The 16,952-nt window shown below is 39.8% G+C and carries 15 protein-coding genes and 1 other annotated feature; all 15 genes read right to left on the minus strand.

All coding sequences use genetic code 11. The annotated features are described in order from the left end of the window. Window positions 1-62: 62 nt before the first annotated feature. Window positions 63-392, minus strand: a complete 330-nt coding sequence (locus tag DXN33_RS04110) for a metal-sulfur cluster assembly factor (protein WP_000331925.1) — start codon at window positions 390-392, stop codon at window positions 63-65. Window positions 393-406: 14 nt separating this feature from the next. After that, window positions 407-1,516: an RNA polymerase sigma factor RpoD gene (rpoD, locus tag DXN33_RS04115; RefSeq protein WP_004259586.1), complete on the minus strand. Its 1,110-nt coding sequence runs from the start codon at window positions 1,514-1,516 to the stop codon at window positions 407-409. Window positions 1,517-1,518: 2 nt separating this feature from the next. Then, on the minus strand, window positions 1,519-3,279 hold the full coding sequence (dnaG, locus tag DXN33_RS04120) for a DNA primase (protein WP_115904424.1): 1,761 nt from the start codon (window positions 3,277-3,279) through the stop codon (window positions 1,519-1,521). 89 nt (window positions 3,280-3,368) lie between these two features. After that, on the minus strand, window positions 3,369-4,127 hold the full coding sequence (locus DXN33_RS04125; RefSeq protein WP_020901797.1) for an ABC transporter ATP-binding protein: 759 nt from the start codon (window positions 4,125-4,127) through the stop codon (window positions 3,369-3,371). Then, complete coding sequence (locus DXN33_RS04130) at window positions 4,124-4,990, minus strand: ABC transporter permease (protein WP_004254625.1); 867 nt, start codon at window positions 4,988-4,990, stop codon at window positions 4,124-4,126. Before DXN33_RS04130 ends, DXN33_RS04125 begins: the two co-directional genes overlap by 4 nt. Window positions 4,991-5,065: 75 nt before the next feature. Next, on the minus strand, window positions 5,066-6,061 hold the full coding sequence (gene trpX / locus DXN33_RS04135; protein ID WP_004259575.1) for a tryptophan ABC transporter substrate-binding protein: 996 nt from the start codon (window positions 6,059-6,061) through the stop codon (window positions 5,066-5,068). 216 nt (window positions 6,062-6,277) lie between these two features. After that, window positions 6,278-6,495 (minus strand) — a binding site (T-box leader). A gap of 96 nt (window positions 6,496-6,591) precedes the next feature. Further along, on the minus strand, window positions 6,592-9,288 hold the full coding sequence (gene ppc, locus DXN33_RS04140) for a phosphoenolpyruvate carboxylase (RefSeq protein WP_115904425.1): 2,697 nt from the start codon (window positions 9,286-9,288) through the stop codon (window positions 6,592-6,594). A gap of 24 nt (window positions 9,289-9,312) precedes the next feature. After that, window positions 9,313-10,536, minus strand: coding sequence for a cell division peptidoglycan polymerase FtsW (gene ftsW / locus DXN33_RS04145; protein WP_033684998.1), 1,224 nt, complete (start codon window positions 10,534-10,536; stop codon window positions 9,313-9,315). Window positions 10,537-10,696: 160 nt separating this feature from the next. Continuing rightward, window positions 10,697-11,635: a peptidylprolyl isomerase PrsA gene (gene prsA / locus DXN33_RS04150; RefSeq protein ID WP_049488739.1), complete on the minus strand. Its 939-nt coding sequence runs from the start codon at window positions 11,633-11,635 to the stop codon at window positions 10,697-10,699. Between the two features lie 66 nt (window positions 11,636-11,701). Beyond that, window positions 11,702-12,415, minus strand: a complete 714-nt coding sequence (locus DXN33_RS04155; protein ID WP_115904483.1) for an O-methyltransferase — start codon at window positions 12,413-12,415, stop codon at window positions 11,702-11,704. Window position 12,416: 1 nt separating this feature from the next. Continuing rightward, on the minus strand, window positions 12,417-14,219 hold the full coding sequence (pepF, locus tag DXN33_RS04160; RefSeq protein ID WP_115904426.1) for an oligoendopeptidase F: 1,803 nt from the start codon (window positions 14,217-14,219) through the stop codon (window positions 12,417-12,419). Window positions 14,220-14,237: 18 nt separating this feature from the next. Next, the gene (locus tag DXN33_RS04165) at window positions 14,238-15,191 is read right to left on the minus strand and encodes a competence protein CoiA (protein WP_115904427.1); all 954 of its coding nucleotides are present in this window, start codon (window positions 15,189-15,191) and stop codon (window positions 14,238-14,240) included. 78 nt (window positions 15,192-15,269) lie between these two features. Beyond that, the gene (locus tag DXN33_RS04170) at window positions 15,270-15,647 is read right to left on the minus strand and encodes a type II toxin-antitoxin system HicB family antitoxin (RefSeq protein WP_033688727.1); all 378 of its coding nucleotides are present in this window, start codon (window positions 15,645-15,647) and stop codon (window positions 15,270-15,272) included. A 27-nt stretch (window positions 15,648-15,674) separates the two neighbouring features. Continuing rightward, entirely contained in the window at window positions 15,675-15,866 is a 192-nt protein-coding gene (locus DXN33_RS04175; RefSeq protein WP_115904484.1) for a type II toxin-antitoxin system HicA family toxin, read from the minus strand. 217 nt (window positions 15,867-16,083) lie between these two features. Beyond that, window positions 16,084-16,944, minus strand: a complete 861-nt coding sequence (gene tehB / locus DXN33_RS04180; protein WP_115904428.1) for an SAM-dependent methyltransferase TehB — start codon at window positions 16,942-16,944, stop codon at window positions 16,084-16,086. Between the last annotated feature and the right edge of the window lie 8 nt (window positions 16,945-16,952).

A 16,952-nucleotide genomic window follows, 5' to 3' on the forward strand; every position in this document is an offset into this window, starting at 1 on the left:
TAGAGGAAAAGAGGGGGAAATTTCCTCGCTTTTCCAATAATCTCTCACATGTTTTTATTTGTTTACTTAATGCCTAGGGCAATACGTGCATAGCGACTCATTTTTTCAACAGTCCAGGCTGGATACCAAACTAATTTGACCTCAGTATCCGTTACTTCTGGAACCTCTGTCATAGCATCATAAATCTGGTCTGTCAAAAGGTCTGCTAGAGGACAACCCATGGTTGTCAAAGTCATATCAATCTCTGTTTGTCCTGTGTCACCGTCAAAACGAATTTCATAGATCAAACCAAGATTGACAATATCGATTCCCAACTCAGGGTCAATAACTTCTTCCAAGGCTGATAAAATTCGTGTTTTGATGTTTTCAATTTGCTCTTCTGTATAAGCCATATTCATCCTCACTCTTAGTCTTCAATAAAATCACGAAGCGGTTTGCTGCGACTTGGTTGGCGTAGTTTTCTCAAAGCTTTAGCTTCAATCTGACGGATACGCTCGCGAGTCACGTTAAAGACTTTACCCACATCTTCAAGGGTACGCATTTTACCATCATCTAGCCCAAAACGCAGACGCAAAACATTTTCTTCACGGTCTGTAAGAGTATCCAAGACCTCATCCAACTGCTCACGCAAAACGATACGAGTTGTATAGTCCACTGGATTTTCAATCACTTCATCTTCGATAAAGTCCCCAAGGTGGCTATCATCCTCTTCACCGATTGGAGTTTCAAGGGATACCGGTTCTTGGGCAATCTTCAAGATTTCACGAACCTTGTCAGGGGTCATATCCATACGTTCAGCGATTTGTTCTGGTGTTGGATCTTGTCCCAATTCTTGAAGGAGGTTACGCTGTTCACGAACCAATTTATTGATGGTTTCAACCATGTGAACAGGGATACGGATAGTACGAGCTTGGTCCGCAATAGCACGAGTGATAGCCTGACGAATCCACCAAGTTGCGTAAGTTGAGAACTTGAATCCTTTAGAATAGTCAAACTTGTCAACCGCCTTCATCAAGCCCATATTCCCTTCTTGAATCAAGTCAAGGAACTGCATACCACGGCCGACATAACGCTTGGCAATGGAAACAACCAAACGAAGGTTGGCTTCCGCAAGACGTTGTTTGGCTTCAATATCACCAGCTTCAACTGCTAGTGCCAATTCTTTTTCCTCTTCATTGGTCAAGAGAGGAACGACCCCGATTTCTTTCAAGTACATACGGACAGGGTCGTTGACCTTAGCCGAAGTTGACCCAATCAAGTCCTCATCGCTGAGTTCTGGCTCTTCTTCAGCGCTAAGAACACGCGCACTTGGATTTCCTTCGTTATCTGTGATAGAAATCCCTGCATCCTGAATTCGTTGCAAGAGATCTTCAATCCCATCAGCATCCAAGGTAAAAGGAATCACTAGACTTGCATTGATTTCATCATCAGTTGCTGTCCCTTTTTGTTTATGATTACGGATAAATTCTGCTACTTGTACATCAAATGTTGTTACTTCTTTTTGTTTTGTTGCCATTATTACTCCATTCTTCTCTTTTGGGAAATTAAACGTTCCAATTCTTCTAGGGCTGTGTCGGTATCTCCTACATGGCTAGCTTCCTGCACCTTCTTTTTGATTCTCATATTGTCCTGATTCAAGAGAGCCTTGTTTCGAGTCATTTCTACTTCACTAAGTTCCTGAGGTGACATCTCAGATGGTAAATCCTGAGCTAAAACTTGATACCATGCTCTTTCAACTTCCTCTGTCTGCTCTGCTAGAACTTCTGGAGGAAGATTTCCATACTGGCCAAGCAAGTCATATAAAACCTGAAATTCAGGAGTGTCAAATGCAAAGTCTTCTCGCAAACGGTAATCGTTTAAAATAAGGGGGGATTCCATCATTCGATAAAGTAGATGAGCTTCTGCCCTCATAATAGCTGATAACTGCTTGGTGACAGGCATAGTAATTTGCGTCGGTCTGGAAATCCCTTCCATGCGATTCTGCCTTTGTGCCTGACGACTCTCATTAACAATCTGCTCAATCTGGGCATAATCAAAGGACGCCAAACTGTCAGCTAAAATATGAATATAACTGTTTTGAGCAGTGATAGACTTTTCTTGAACAATCAAGGGAGCTATTTTTTCAATAAACTCAATCTGAGCCTGCAGATTTTCACCATTTTCAGGCTTATACTGATGAATGTAAAACTCAATCGGACTAATACGAGTTTTCGTTAATAGATAGGCCAAGTCTTCTGGACCATTTTTTTGTATATACTCATCTGGATCCAAGTTATCAGGCATGCTAACGATCTGCACAGGCATATCGCCAATTTCGTCCAGCGCTTTCAATGTCGCAGCTTGCCCAGCCTTATCACCATCATAAACAAGAACTAACTTCTTAGTTAGCCTTTTCAGATGCTCAACATGCTCTCGACTCAAGGCTGTTCCCATAGATGCGACAGCATTTTCGATTCCAGCCCGATAGGCTGCAATGACATCCATGAATCCTTCCATCAGGTAAATCTCACTGGTTTTACCAGAAGATTTTTTTGCCCTATCCATATGATATAATTCGTAACTTTTGTTAAAAATTGCAGTCGAACGGCTATTTTTATACTTAGAAGTTTGTGAATCCGTTTTCTGCCAGATACGACCTGAGAAGGCAATGACCTTGCCCTGGTCATTTGTCAGGGGAAACATGATCCGATTGTGAAATGTATCTACAAATTGATTAGCATCCGAGAGATAAAACAATCCTGAATCTAGAAAATCCTCTTCACGATACTGACCAGACAAACGTTGATAAAGATAGTTGCGTTCTGGAGGTGCTAAACCAATCCGAAAATGTTTGAGCACTTCATCTGTCAAACCACGCTGATAAAGGTAATTTCTGGCCTCTTCTCCCATAGTCGTTGTCATGAGAATAGCATGGTAAAATTTGGCAGCATCTTCGTGCATATCATAAAGAGCTTGGTGAGGCGAAACTGGCTTATGTTCACTATAAAGCGGCTTTTCAACCTCAATCCCAACACGCTGACCTAAGATTTGGACAGCCTCCATAAAGGGAACCCCTTGGTACTCCTCGATGAACTTAAAGACGTCACCTGATCGACCACAACCAAAACAGTGGTAAAACTGTTTGTCCTCTACAACGTTGAAAGAAGGTGTTTTTTCACCATGAAAAGGACAGAGCCCTAGATAGTTCCGTCCTGCCTTTTGTAAAGAAATCACATCTCCTATGACTTCCACAATGTTGGCATTGTTTTTGATTTCTTCAATGACTTGTTTGTCAACCATACACAATACCTCCATGTTATCATAGTTTACTTTATATAGTATACTTTATTTCAGAAAAAAAGTAAACCATTTCACTCATTTTCCCTACTTTATTCAAAGAGTTGATAATAATCAGAGATTTTCATTTTTGCTTTTTCTTCTTGGTTCAAATCTTGGATAATTCGTCCTTCTTTCATGACAATCAAGCGATTGCCATATTTGAGAGCATCTTCCATATGGTGGGTAATCATAAGCGCTGTCAGCTGATCTTTCTTGACAAATTCATCTGTCAACTCCATGAGTGCGACACTGGTCTTTGGATCAAGGGCTGCAGTATGCTCGTCTAACAAGAGTAATTCTGGACGCTTCAAGGTTGCCATCAAGAGACTCAAAGCCTGTCTTTGTCCACCAGATAAGAACTCAATTGGTGTATTCAAGTGTTTCTCAAGACCGTTTCCCACTTTTTCAATAGTTGCCTGAAACTCATCCTTATAGCTAGCCAGACGTCTCGGAAACAGTCCACGCTTTTCACCACGAAACTTGGCAATCAAAAGATTTTCAGCGACCGTCATACGAGGAGCTGTCCCCATCTTGGGATCTTGGAAGACTCGAGACAGATACTTAGCTCGCTTTTCTGGCGAAAACTTGGTAACATCTTCACCCAAAATACGGATGGTTCCACTGGTTAATGACAAAGTTCCTGCAATAGTGTTAAAGAGGGTTGATTTCCCAGCTCCATTTCCACCTAAAATCGTGATGAAATCCTGTTCAAAAATTTCTAAGGAAACATCATTTAAAATAATCTTTTCTTCATCAAAGCCATTTTTAACGACTTTGGTTGCATTTTTTAATTCTACAATTGCTGTCATTTGCTTAATTTGGCTCCTTTCAAGATTGTTTGCTTAAATGTTGGAATCATGAGGCAGACTGCTAAAATCACGGCACTGTACAAACGAAGGTAACTTGTATTAAAGCCAAGCGCAATAACTGCCCACACTAAAAATTGATAGGCGATAGAACCTACAACGATGGTAATCAGACGTTCTGCCAAGCTCAAACTCTTGAAGATAACTTCTCCAATAATCAAACTTGCAAGCCCCACAACGATCACCCCGATTCCTCGAGATACATCGGCATAGCCTTCTTGCTGGGCAATAAGAGCCCCTGCAAGGGCAATCACACCATTTGATAAGACCAAGCCCATGAGCTCCATGCGTCCAGTATGAATCCCGAAACTTCTAGCCATATCAGGATTGTCACCTGTAGCAATATAGGCTTGTCCGAGTTTGGTATCCAAGAAAAAGAGCATGAGAGCAATAACAAGACTGACAAAGATGAGACCTGTCAAGAGTTGGTTCAAATCTGAATCAAAAGGCAAAACATCCTGGATTTGCTTGGTTCCAAGCAATCCTAAATTTGCACGTCCCATAATCAAGAGCATGATAGAGTGACAGGAAGTCATCACCAAAATCCCTGAGAGCAAGGTTGGGATCTTCCCTTTTGTATAAAGAAGTCCTGCTGCCATTCCAGCCAAACAACCTGCTCCTACAGCAACAAGAGTCGCTAAAAATGGGTTCACTCCTTTGGTTATCAAAGTGACAGCAACAGCTCCCCCAAGAGGGAAGGAACCTTCTGTTGTCATATCTGGAAAGTTCAAAATCCTAAATGTCATAAAGATCCCCAGACCTAAAATAGCCCAGACAAATCCTTGAGAAATAATAGATAATATCATCTGTTTCTTAACCTTTTCTATATGATTTCTATTGTAAAAAATTGGAGGAGATGTCCCCAACTCCTCCATTTTAGATTATTCAATCACTTGTCCTGCTTCTTTTAGAACAGATTCAGGAATCGTAATACCTAATTCTTGTGCCAATTTTTTGTTAATCACTGACTTACCAGTTGAAAAGACATTGACTGGAGTATCAGCTGGTTTTGCACCTTTCAAAACTTGCGCAATCATTTTACCTGTTGCCACACCAAGGTCATGTTGGTCAACTACAACGGATGCCAAACCACCAGCTTCTACCATGGCAGTCGCGCTTGGATAGATTGGCTTTTTAGCTGATTGATTGCTTGATACAACTGTTGAAAATGCAGATGCAATGGTGTTGTCGATTGGAACCCAGATAGCATCGACCTTACTAGTCATAACGTTAACTGTTGAAGCAATTTCATTTGTTGAAGGAACTGCAAATGTTTCCACTGTCAAACCTGCTTTTTCAGCATAAGCCTTAAATTCTTCTACCTGTGTTTTTGAATTATCTTCGCTACTTGAGTAAAGGGCTCCGATTGTTTTTACATTTGGTGTAAGAGCCTTAATGAGTTCAACTTGTTGTTGAGCTGGGTTGTGGTCAGATACCCCTGTAATGTTGCCACCTGGTTTTTTCAAATCTTTGACCAAGTTAGCTCCGATTGGGTCTGTAATAGCGGCCATGATAACCGGTAGGTCTTTTGTGGCACTAGCCAAGCCTTGAGCAGCTGGTGTTGCAATACCAACCACAAGGTCATTCCCATTTGCAACCAACTGTTTGCTCATTGTTGCAACCTTACTTTGGTCACCTTCTGAGTTCATAAAGTCAATTTTCAACTGATCATCTTTATAGCCTTCTTCTGCCAGTCCATCTTGAATCCCTTTATAAATCAAATCAAGAGATGGATGGCTCACAAATTGAAGGACACCAACTTTGGCAACTTTCTTTTCATTCTTAGCTTCTGGTTTATTCATTGAAGAATAAATCAAGCTTCCTGCTACTAAGACTGCTAAGGCAGCGATAATTCCAATTAAACGTTTATTTTTCATTCTATTTCTCCTTTTTATTCCTTTAAAATACTTCACTTATCTAATACTCTTCGAAAATCTCTTCAAACCACGTCAGCTTCACCTTGCCGTACTCAAGTACAGCCTGCGGCTAGCTTCCTAGTTTGCTTTTTGATTTTCATTGAGTATAAACAAGTGACGCCATCGCTTTCTTTCCATACTAACCTCCATCAAAAAAGTCCTCACACAAAAAACTTGTGTGAGGACGTCGATGCGCGGTACCACCTCAATTATAGGGAATTTCCCTATCGCTCTGTCTCGCAATAACGAGATGCACTGTAAGGTGTGCTCACCGAATTTTTATGATTTCAAATTCTAAATAACATTCAGCCCAATTTTCATCATCATCACTTATCTGTTTTCAGCTACCACAGACTCTCTAAAAAGTTTATATGATTACTTTTCTGAATGGTTAAATTATATCATTTTTCAACTACTTGTCAAGACTCTTTTAGCATTTTTTTAAACTATTCAAAAACTTCCCCTATAGAAAAGAGGAAGTTTGATAGGTATCAGCCTGAATTACGCAATCCTGTCGCAATTCCGTTGATGGTTGTATGGATTAATTTTTCTTGATCGCTTGATAATTCTCCTCGGCGTTGACGTTTAATCAACTCCAACTGGATATAGTTGAGAATATTAAAGTAAGGCATACGGTAATCCAAACTTGCTTTTAGATATGGATTTTCAGCCAAGAGTTCATCATAACCTTCGATAGCCAAGATAACTTCCTTGGTGACTTGCCATTCATTTAGAATAGTCTCATAGATTGCTTTTACTTCTTCATCCTCACACAGTTTGGCATATTCAAAAGCAATATTCATATTTGATTTTGACAAGACCATGTCGACATTTGAAAGAAGCGATTGGAAGAAAGGCCAATTTTGGTACATATCTCGTAGGATAGCGATATTCTCTGGATTTTTATCGATAAATTCCTTGAAGCTTGAACCAACCCCATACCAGCCAGGGAACATGACGCGACTTTGCGACCATGAGAATACCCAAGGGATAGCTCGCAAACCACCAATTTCAGTAATAGTCTTACGAGCGGCTGGACGAGAACCAATATTAAAGCTTGAAATAGCCTTGATTGGACTTGACTCGAAGAAATAATCATAGAAATGGTCATTACCAAAGACCAAATCACGGTAGATATCGTAACTACGGTCCACCACTTGGTCCATAATAGCTTCATAACGATTGGATGTATTCGTATCACTCTTCTTCTGAGTAATCATACGGTTAATGGCTGCAGATACTAACATTTCAAGGTTATAGTAAGCTGCGTCTTTATTACCGTATTTATTGCCAATTACTTCACCCTGCTCCGTCAAACGGATACGATCCTTGATTGACTTGAGCGGTTGAGATGTGATGGCTTCATAGGTTGGTCCACCACCACGACCGACAGTCCCACCACGGCCATGGAAGAAGGTAACCTTAACGCCAAATTCATCTCCAATAGCAGTCAATTGTTGTTGAGCCTTGTAGAGGGTCCAACATGATGATAGATAGCCACCATCTTTATTACTATCAGAGTAACCAAGCATGATTTCTTGGTAGTTATTACGTGAAGCAATCCATTTCTTGGCAAGAGGAAGTGAAAGATATTCTCTCATGGTTTCTTCTGAGTGGTCCAAGTCCTCAATTGTTTCAAAGAGAGGAACAATTTGGACACGGGCTCTTTCTTTATCAACTAGCCCTACTTCTTTTAGCAAGATAGCCAATTCCAGCATGTCTGATACGCTGGTTGCATGTGAAATGATAGTCTGACGAATGACATCATCTCCCAACTTATCTTTCAACTTACGAGCAGCCTTAAAGATTGCTAATTCTTTTTCAAGTAACTCTGATTTTTCAACGTGAGTGGCAGAAAGAATACGTGGATCTTCTTCTAATTCTTTCAAAAGAAGCTGGCATTTTTCCTCTTCACTTAGTTCACTATAATGCGAATGAATGCCTGCTGATTTCAAGAGTTCAGCTACACAGGCTTCATGAACACTAGAATCTTGACGCATATCAATAGATGCCAAATAGAAACCAAAAATTTCAACTGCCTGAATTAACTCAACAAAATCACCAGAAATCAGTGCTTCACCCTTGTTTTCCAAGAGGGAATCACGAATGGTAATCAAATCCTTATAAAAATCATTAGCTGATTCATAGCGAGCCCCAACTTCCTTATCCTCAATCAGATAGGTTTTTGTTGCTTGGATTTTTGATTGAATATCAAACAAGGCACGGCGGTAAAGCTCTTTTTCTCGGTAGATCGAGTTATCCTTGGATTGACGAGCCATTTCTCTGACTTGCTTGCTTACATTGACAATACTGGTTGAGAGAGAGAATTCACGATAAAGTTGGTAAATCTTTTCATCATAGTAGTTCATGATGACTTCACACTGGGTCATAGCAGATTGTTTCAAGGTATCTGCTGTAACAAAGGGATTCCCATCACGGTCTCCACCAATCCACATTCCCATGGTAATTGGTTTAGGATGTTTCAACTCCAGTCCATGTTTTTTAGCCAGACGCTTGTATTCAGCTGTCAAATGAGGAACTGCCTTCAGGAATGAACTATTGTAATATTCCATAACATTCGTGATTTCATTGGTTACTTTCAATTTCTTTTCACGAATCATGTCTGTCTGCATGATAATCTCAATATAACGACGGAGATCATTATGCCATTTTTCCTTATTAATCAAGCCTAATTTCACATCACGATACTTACGCAAAAGGGTATGGATATGATTGGTCAAATCCAACATACTCTTACGTTGTACTTGTGTTGGATGGGCAGTCAAAACAGGGACAACATTCAAGTGTTCAAGAATTTCAACCGCATTGTCTTTTTCTGCAACCATTTTGATTGTTGCTGATAATTTCCCAAGATAATCTTGATCAATATTATTTTGGTGGTTGATTTCATAGGCCAAATCCACATCTTCTGAAATATTAATCAAGAGAGGCAAGATAGAGAAATAGCGTGAAATATAAGCCATTTCATCATTTGACAGACTCGTAACCAGTTGGTTCAAGCCTTGATAATCTTCTTGAGTTGACAATTCTTTCAACTGCATGATTTTTTCAAAAGTCTCTGGTGCAAGCATATTTTTAGTGATATCTTCTAACAATTCTGTTAAAATCAATACTTCTTCCTGCACGACAGCTTTATTACTATAGTTTTCTAATTTTTGAAGAGACATAGGTCATCCTTTCCACTATCAACTCTACATATAGTTTGATGAGTGAGCTTCTAACTCCTCATATAATTGGGCACGTTTTTCACTTGCATCAATATTTAAGACAAAGGCGATGGCTACAGACAAGACTAGAAGACTGTTCCCTCCTTGTGATAAGAAGGGGAAGGTTACTCCTGTCGAAGGAATAATACCAGAAATTCCACCGATATTGACAAATACCTGTACCAGCATCATCCCCCCAACCCCAATCGCCATCATGGAATTAAAGGGATTCTTAGCACGAATACCGACTAGGATAATCCGCAAAATCAGGAAAAAGACAAGGGCTAAAATCAAGCTGGCTCCCACAAATCCAAACTCTTCAATGACAATTGAAAATACAAAGTCTGTATGAGCCTCTGGTAAATAACCACGTTTTTCGATTGAATTTCCTAATCCTAGACCAAACCACCCACCATTTACCATGGCAAAGTAGGAATTTGCAAGTTGGTGGCCTGCTCCTGCCAAATCAGCAAAGGGATTAAAGTAGGCACTGAAACGCTTAGCAACGTAACCAAATACTGGAACTTTTGAAAACTTATCAACCCCAATCATAGAAATAGCTGATAAGGATAGGGCTGAAACTCCAAACAATACACCGATAAAGACTATAAACCAACGATGAGCAATCCCACTAACTGTATACATAATCAAGGCGACCAGCGCTAGGATTGTAGCATTCCCCAAATCTGGGAAAATAGCCAAACTTCCTATCATTACCAAGAGGACAAAACGCCAATCATTAAAAGCTCGAGGAATCCATTGATTTTGAGTTAAAACTTGAAAATCGTAAATACCAATTTCATCCTGTTGTTTTGAAAAACGTTGGGCCAAGTACCAGACGATGATAATCTTCAAATACTCCGCTGGCTGAATGGTCAAAGGTCCTACTGAAATCCAACCATAGGCTCCATTGACCGGCGTACCAATTAAGCGAGCCAGAGCCAAAAGAATCAGCTCAACAAACATAACAATAAATAAGAGTCGTTCTTTTCTTAAAAAATTCAGTTTCAGCTTATATATCAAGGCAATCAATATTAAACTAAATATCCAAAACATTCCCTGACTTCGAACCAATTGGAGGGCACTTTTACCTTCTTCGATAAGAATGGCACTGGTTGTAGAATAGACTACAATCAAACCCAAAATAGATAAAAGTAAGTAAGGAACTAGAATAGAATAGTTTAACAGGTGCCTCTTACTAATCTTCATAGTATCACCAATCTAATGAGAACAAAAGAAATTATTCCCAAATTCCGTTTATTTTCTAGTTTTGATTGCTATTATACCATTTTTTCCGAAAGAAAAAAACTCTTACCCTTAAGATAGAAGATTTTCTCATAAGAAAAAGAGCACTTGGCTCTTTTCTGTTTTATTCTTTTGAAGAACTGCTTGAGCTTGAATCTCCACCACCGATGTATTGAGTGAAGATATTTTGGAAGGCTTGGTCTTTAACCTTGATGTTGGCAGCCTGCAATTCTTTTCCGACAATACTTTGAACAAATGATGCATCATTTTGTTTTTGAGTCAAGATAACAGTTTTCAATTTTTCTTTGTAGTCATCGATATTAGATGACTTTTCTGTTTTCTTAATGAGTTTTACAATGTAATACTGACTGCTGTATGCTTGAGTACCAGTAGCTGTAATGACATCAGAAATGCCATTAACATCCAAGGCAAAAGCTGCTTTCTTAACTGGATCTGGTACTTCTGTTGAAGCTGAATCAAAAGTGATTTCACCACCGTTAGCTTTAGTTTTCTCATCAGTTGAGTTATCTTTAGCTAATTGAGCAAAATCTGCGCCACTTGCCTTAGCTTTTTCGAGTACTTCTTTCGCTTTATCCTCATTATCGAGACGAATAATTTGAGCAGTTACGTCCGGAGTATAGCTCTCAAATGCTTTCTTATACGCTTCATCAGTTAATTCAGCTTCTGCAGCCTTTTTAACTGCAAATTCAACTAATTTACTTGTACGAATTTGTGCTTTACGTGTTTCAAGAGTCATACCTGATTGTGATAAGACACGTTGGTAATTCTCACCATATTGTTTTTCTTCTCCAGAAATGATATCATCGATTTCTTTGTCATCTACTTCTGAGCCATATTGCTTCTCAAATACTTTTTGGATGGTCATGTTCAACAAGACTTGTTGGGCTGAAGGATTGATTTTCACTTGCTCATAAAATTGATGTTCTGTGATGACATCCCCTTTCATGCTGATAAGGTCTGCCCCTTCTGAACCTTTCGAACAAGCTGCTAAAGTTGCTACTGATAATAGTGTAATGGCACCTGCCAATAGTTTTTTCTTCATGTCTACTCCTTTGAGATAAGTGTTACCCTATCTATTTTACTATATTTTCTTAAATTTTTCTGAAAATTATTCGCTGTCAAGCAATTGAACATCTGCTACATTTTTACGAAGCATGAGAATGCCGTCCCCTAAAGGTACTAATGTTGCAGTGAGTCCTGGATTGTCTAAAGTTGCATCAAATAATCTTTGAAGGCCTCGATAAATAGTTCGCTGGCCACGACGAACCTCCATAATGTCCTTGGCAACATCACCACCTTGAAAAATATCATCCAAGACAACCACACCACCGACTTCCAAATGTTTGAGGATTTCTGGCAGAAAGACGATGTATTTAGACTTGGCTGAATCCATAAAGACGAAATCATAGGACTCTGTCAAGGTAGATAAGACATCTACCGCATCTCCTTCTAGGAGCGTAATTTGCTTGCGACTGTCAAACTGGGTGAAATTTTCCTTGGCAAATCCAATCATTTCTGGATTGCGGTCAATGGTTGTAATCTTAGCATTTGGCGCATGTTCAGCCATCAAGAGGGCTGAAAAACCGATAGCCGTCCCAATTTCCAGAATATTTTTAGGCCGCATGGTTTCCATGAGAAAACGGAAATAAGCAACCGTTTCATGAGGAATAATGGGAATATTTTCCTTGCGAGCAAAGTCTTCCAATTCTTTCAAAGATCCTGTGACTTGCTTTTGGCGCTGACGCATCAAGTCCACAATTTCTTCTTTGACAACAGGACGACGCATGTTATGGTTGGCATTTTTACTATACGATTCAACCATCTTATGCCAATCCCAATTTTTCAACAAGGGCTTCAAACTCATTTAAGCGACGTTCGAAGACTGCAAAAGCATCGTTGAGATAGTCTTCCTTCTCCATATCAACACCAGCTTTTCTCATGACATTAAGTGGATAGTCAGACTTACCTGCCTTGAGGTAGTCGATATAACGGTCACGGTCTACTTGACTACCATGAACAATCTTTTCAGCCAAAGCTGAGGCTGCTGCAAAACCTGTTGAATATTGATATACATAGTAGTTATAGTAGAAGTGTGGAATGCGAGCCCACTCGTACTGGATTTCAGGATTGTCTTCCTTACTCAAACCATAATACTCTTGGTTCAAGTCTGCGTAGAGTTTATTTAGGAAATCGCTTGTCAAGACTTCACCATTTTGATCCGCTTGGTGAATCGCGTGTTCAAATTCAGCAAATTGAGTTTGGCGGAAAACTGTTCCACGGAAACCATCTAGGAAGTTATTGAGAATAGCAAAGCGAGTTGTGTCATCTTCCACTTCTTCCAATAATTTCTCCGTCAAGATATTTTCATTAGTGGTTGAGGCAATCTCAGCCAAGAAAATAGAGTAATCCCCGTAAACATAAGGCTGCGTTTCACGAGTATAGCTTGAGTGCATACTGTGACCTGTTTCATGAACAAGAGTAAAGAGATTGTCCAGATTGTCCTGCCAGTTGAGAAGCATGAAGGCATTGGTATCGTAAGAACCACCAGAGTAGGCTCCTGAACGCTTGCCTTGGTTTTCGTAAACATCAATCCAACGCTCGCTGAAGGCACGTTTAACACGGCTCAAGTAATCCTCACCCAAGACTGCCAAGGCATCTTCTGCTTTTTTCAAGGCTTCTTGGTAGGTAAAACTATATTCAACAGATGAAAGTGGTGTGTAGACATCGTACATCTTGAGGTCTGAAATTCCCAAGATTTTTGAACGAAGTTCAAGGTAACGATGCAAGAGTGGCAAATGCTTGCGAACTGCTGCTACCAAATTGTCATAAACACTCTCTGGAACAAAATTCGCAGCGAGGGCTGCATGACGAGCACTCTTATAGTTGCGAACTTTGGCACGGTAGTTTTGCACCTTAACATTGGTTTGCAAGGTTTTGGCATAGGTATGTTGGAATTGTTCATAAGTCGCATAAAGTGCTTGATAGGCACCACGACGCACCTCACGATTTTTAGACTCCATCAAACGTGTGTAAGTCCCATGAGAGAGCTGAACTTCTTTACCATCATCGTCAAGGACATAAGGGAACACAATATCCGCATTGTCCAAGATAGCGAAGGTTTCACTTGCCGAACCAAAGATTTCTCCAGCTCCAGCCAATAATTCTTCTTCACGTTGTGAAAGAACGTGTTCCTTGCCTTGCAAAAGCTTGTCAGAATAGTGTTGATAAACCTGCAATTTTGGCTGAGCTTCTAAAAAGTCAACATACTGCTTTTCACTAATTTCCATAAATTCAGGCTCATAGAATGAAAAGGCTTGGTCTAGCTGGCTATAGAGAGTCATGGCCTTGGCATAGTACTCTTGGTACTTGGCTTCACGTGTGTCTTGGTCATTCTTCATATGAGCATAAACGTAAAGTTTCTCCATTTGGCGTTCCATTTCAAGAGAAAATTCAGTAATTTCTAGTAGGCTATCCGCACTATCCAGGAGATGTCCTTCATACTGGGCTACTTTCTCCAATTGTTCTGTTAAATCTTTTAAAGCTTCTTCCCAAGCCTGGTCAGTTGGGTAAATCGTTGATAGATCCCATGTATCTTTTTCATTTATTTCATTTCTTTGTAATACCATTAGATTCCTCCATCTTTTCTATTCTACCATATTTTTCAAGAAATATTGCTGATAAAAGGCTGGTGGATAAAGCTTTTGCCAATCATTTTGAGGATTTTCTTGATAATAGGTTTGAAAATACAGATAATAGCGAATCAAATCTTGCTCAATTTGGCAAAAATTACCTACTAGTGGTCGAATTTGTGGATACCATTCTTTTAGCCCATAAGTCAGGAGATTTTCTCCCTTTTTATAGGCTTCTGCTTGTTCTTTCATCCAAATGGGATTTTGATAGTACAGTTGTTGCCGGATATAACGACAGATGTCCTTGTCCTGAGAAACTGTAAAATGAGATATTTTTTGTTTCTTATAGGGAAAACGTAATATCTCCAGTAAACTACCGTGACCATAGGGAAATTCCTTAATCTGATAATGGAGTTTACCTCGGAGATCTTGGTGAATCAGGTATTTGAGTCTTAAAACTTGTTTTTCACTGTCTAATTCCCAAACATAAAAGCCCATGTTTTGACTGAAATAGAGAAAACCTTGTTGTAGACGAGTCAAACGCTCCTTGAGCCACAGTTTTTTTCCCAGCAACCACAGTACTTGGTAACCCTGACTACGATAGCCCTCGCTACGCTCTTTAAGAACTTTTTGAGGCAAGGGACTACATTGAACCTCTAAAGCTAGATTGCCATTTACAAATACATCCGCAATCTGTTTAAGCTCTGGAAGAGGGTATTCTAATTGCACTTCTGTATCTTTTTTCAACCAGTGATAAAGTGATTCTTTATTTGCCAGGTGTTCTGGACTTTCATTTTCAGAGGAAAAATCACAGTCTTTTAAGGTTTTGTGGGCAAAATGGGTCCGGACACTTGGTCCTTGACGCAAACGGAGCTGACCTCCACAAACTGGGCAGGTGTATGCTTGCTTCTCAAGTTTATCCTCTAACACATTTACCAATTCTCCCCTAGCATCTCTCGCAACAAACATGATTCCCTCCTTTTCTATATTATTCGTAAAAAAAGAAAAAAGATCAGGAAATTTCCTAATCTACATCACTCTATAATTTTAGAGTTGCAAGCGGCTTTCAAGAGCTTGTGTCAACACTTCAGAATAGTTCACTTTCTCACGATCTGCAAGTCTGACTAGCCACTCTGGAACCGTAACATTTTTTCGAATCGCTTTATTATTCTTTACGAAAGGCAAGGGATTGACCTGAATCAAAGTCACAAATCCATCAGGAGCTTTCAACTCAGCAATGTCACTAGGAGTAGGCAAAGCCAGTCCTTCATCAATATAAGAAGCTAAAACACTCTCAAGCATTTCCCGAGCATTTTTCATTGCAAGTTCAATCGTTGCTCCTTCAGTCCCGCCTCCAAATTCCGGAAATTCAACCCAGTATCCAGTGCCTTCTCTATGAAAAATAGCAGGATAAGATTTTAGCATAATACACCTCCACAATTTCCAAATCAACTATAATCCCAAATCTTTTAATATTTTTCTCTCTAAACCTTTTCCTAGATCCTCATTACCGTGAACTGGAATAGTGACAAGATAGGGAACCCCTTCTTTCTTAAAATGATGATGACTTCCTCTCTTACGTACTTCAATCCATCCATTTGCAAGAGCTAATACTCTTCGAAAATCAAATTCAAACCACGTCAGCTTCTCCTTGCCGTACTCAAGTACAGCCTGCGGCCAGCTTCCTAGTTTGCTCTTTGATTTTCATTGAGTATAATTTTACCATTTCCTTACCTGTGATTGGCATTTATCGTCACCTTTCTATCTAAAATTATACTTATAATGCGTATTTTTGTCAATTCTTCTATCTTATCTATTCGTAAAAAAGAAAAAGATCAGGAAATTTCCTAACCTTCAATGTTTATTTAATTTTTTTAGCTAGCATGGTCGCAAAGCGTAGTTGAATACGATTTCCATTCTCATCTCGACGGTGCAAATGACCTGGATTTTCATTGTACTTGACCAATTCCCAGTCCTTGTAATAGTCTGCCAATTCCCCTTCTTTAAAAGTGAATGGGAAGTTCACCGAGCAAGGGTAATCCTCCGTGTCCATGGCACAAACGATAAGATTATAACCACCGACCGTGGTATGCTCCTGCATATTTTTGATAATTGCAGGAATGCGGTCCGCTTGTAGAAACATGAGAACAACAGTTGATACGATAAAATCATATTCTTGCCCAATGCTGGCTGAATTGATATCGTAGAGACCAACAGGCATATCCAGGTCTTCCTGCTCCACAATGCTTTGCAAGATTTCAAGGGCCAATTCATTTTGATCCACAGCCGTCACATCAAAACCATTCTGTGCAAGAAAGAGAGAGTTACGGCCTTGACCACAGCCCAAATCCAAGGCTTTCCCTGGTTTTACTGTCTGCATGGCCTCTAGGACCTCTGAATGAACCGGATTGGTATTGTATTTTTTAGGGAAATAATCCTCAGGTTTACAATAAAATTCCAAGTACCATTCCACATCGTCTGTTACAGCCTCCACTCGGTGCCAAGCCTGAGGTTGTGCCATGGGATTGTCAGCCCCTGCTTCAAAGATGTGCTCAGCTAGAACTTCCCCTTCTTCGGTCAACTCAATAAACTTGAGAGCTCCCTTCAAGACAGTAATTTTCCCCCAAGTCCCAACTTTTGTATTGTGCTTTTGCTGAACAGCCTCTGGCATGGTTTCTTTCGTCCACAAAGGCATACGTTTATATGCAACTAGTTTTTCCATCTTCATTT

The organism is Streptococcus sp. NM (assembly GCF_003390135.1).
Lineage (GTDB): Bacteria > Bacillota > Bacilli > Lactobacillales > Streptococcaceae > Streptococcus.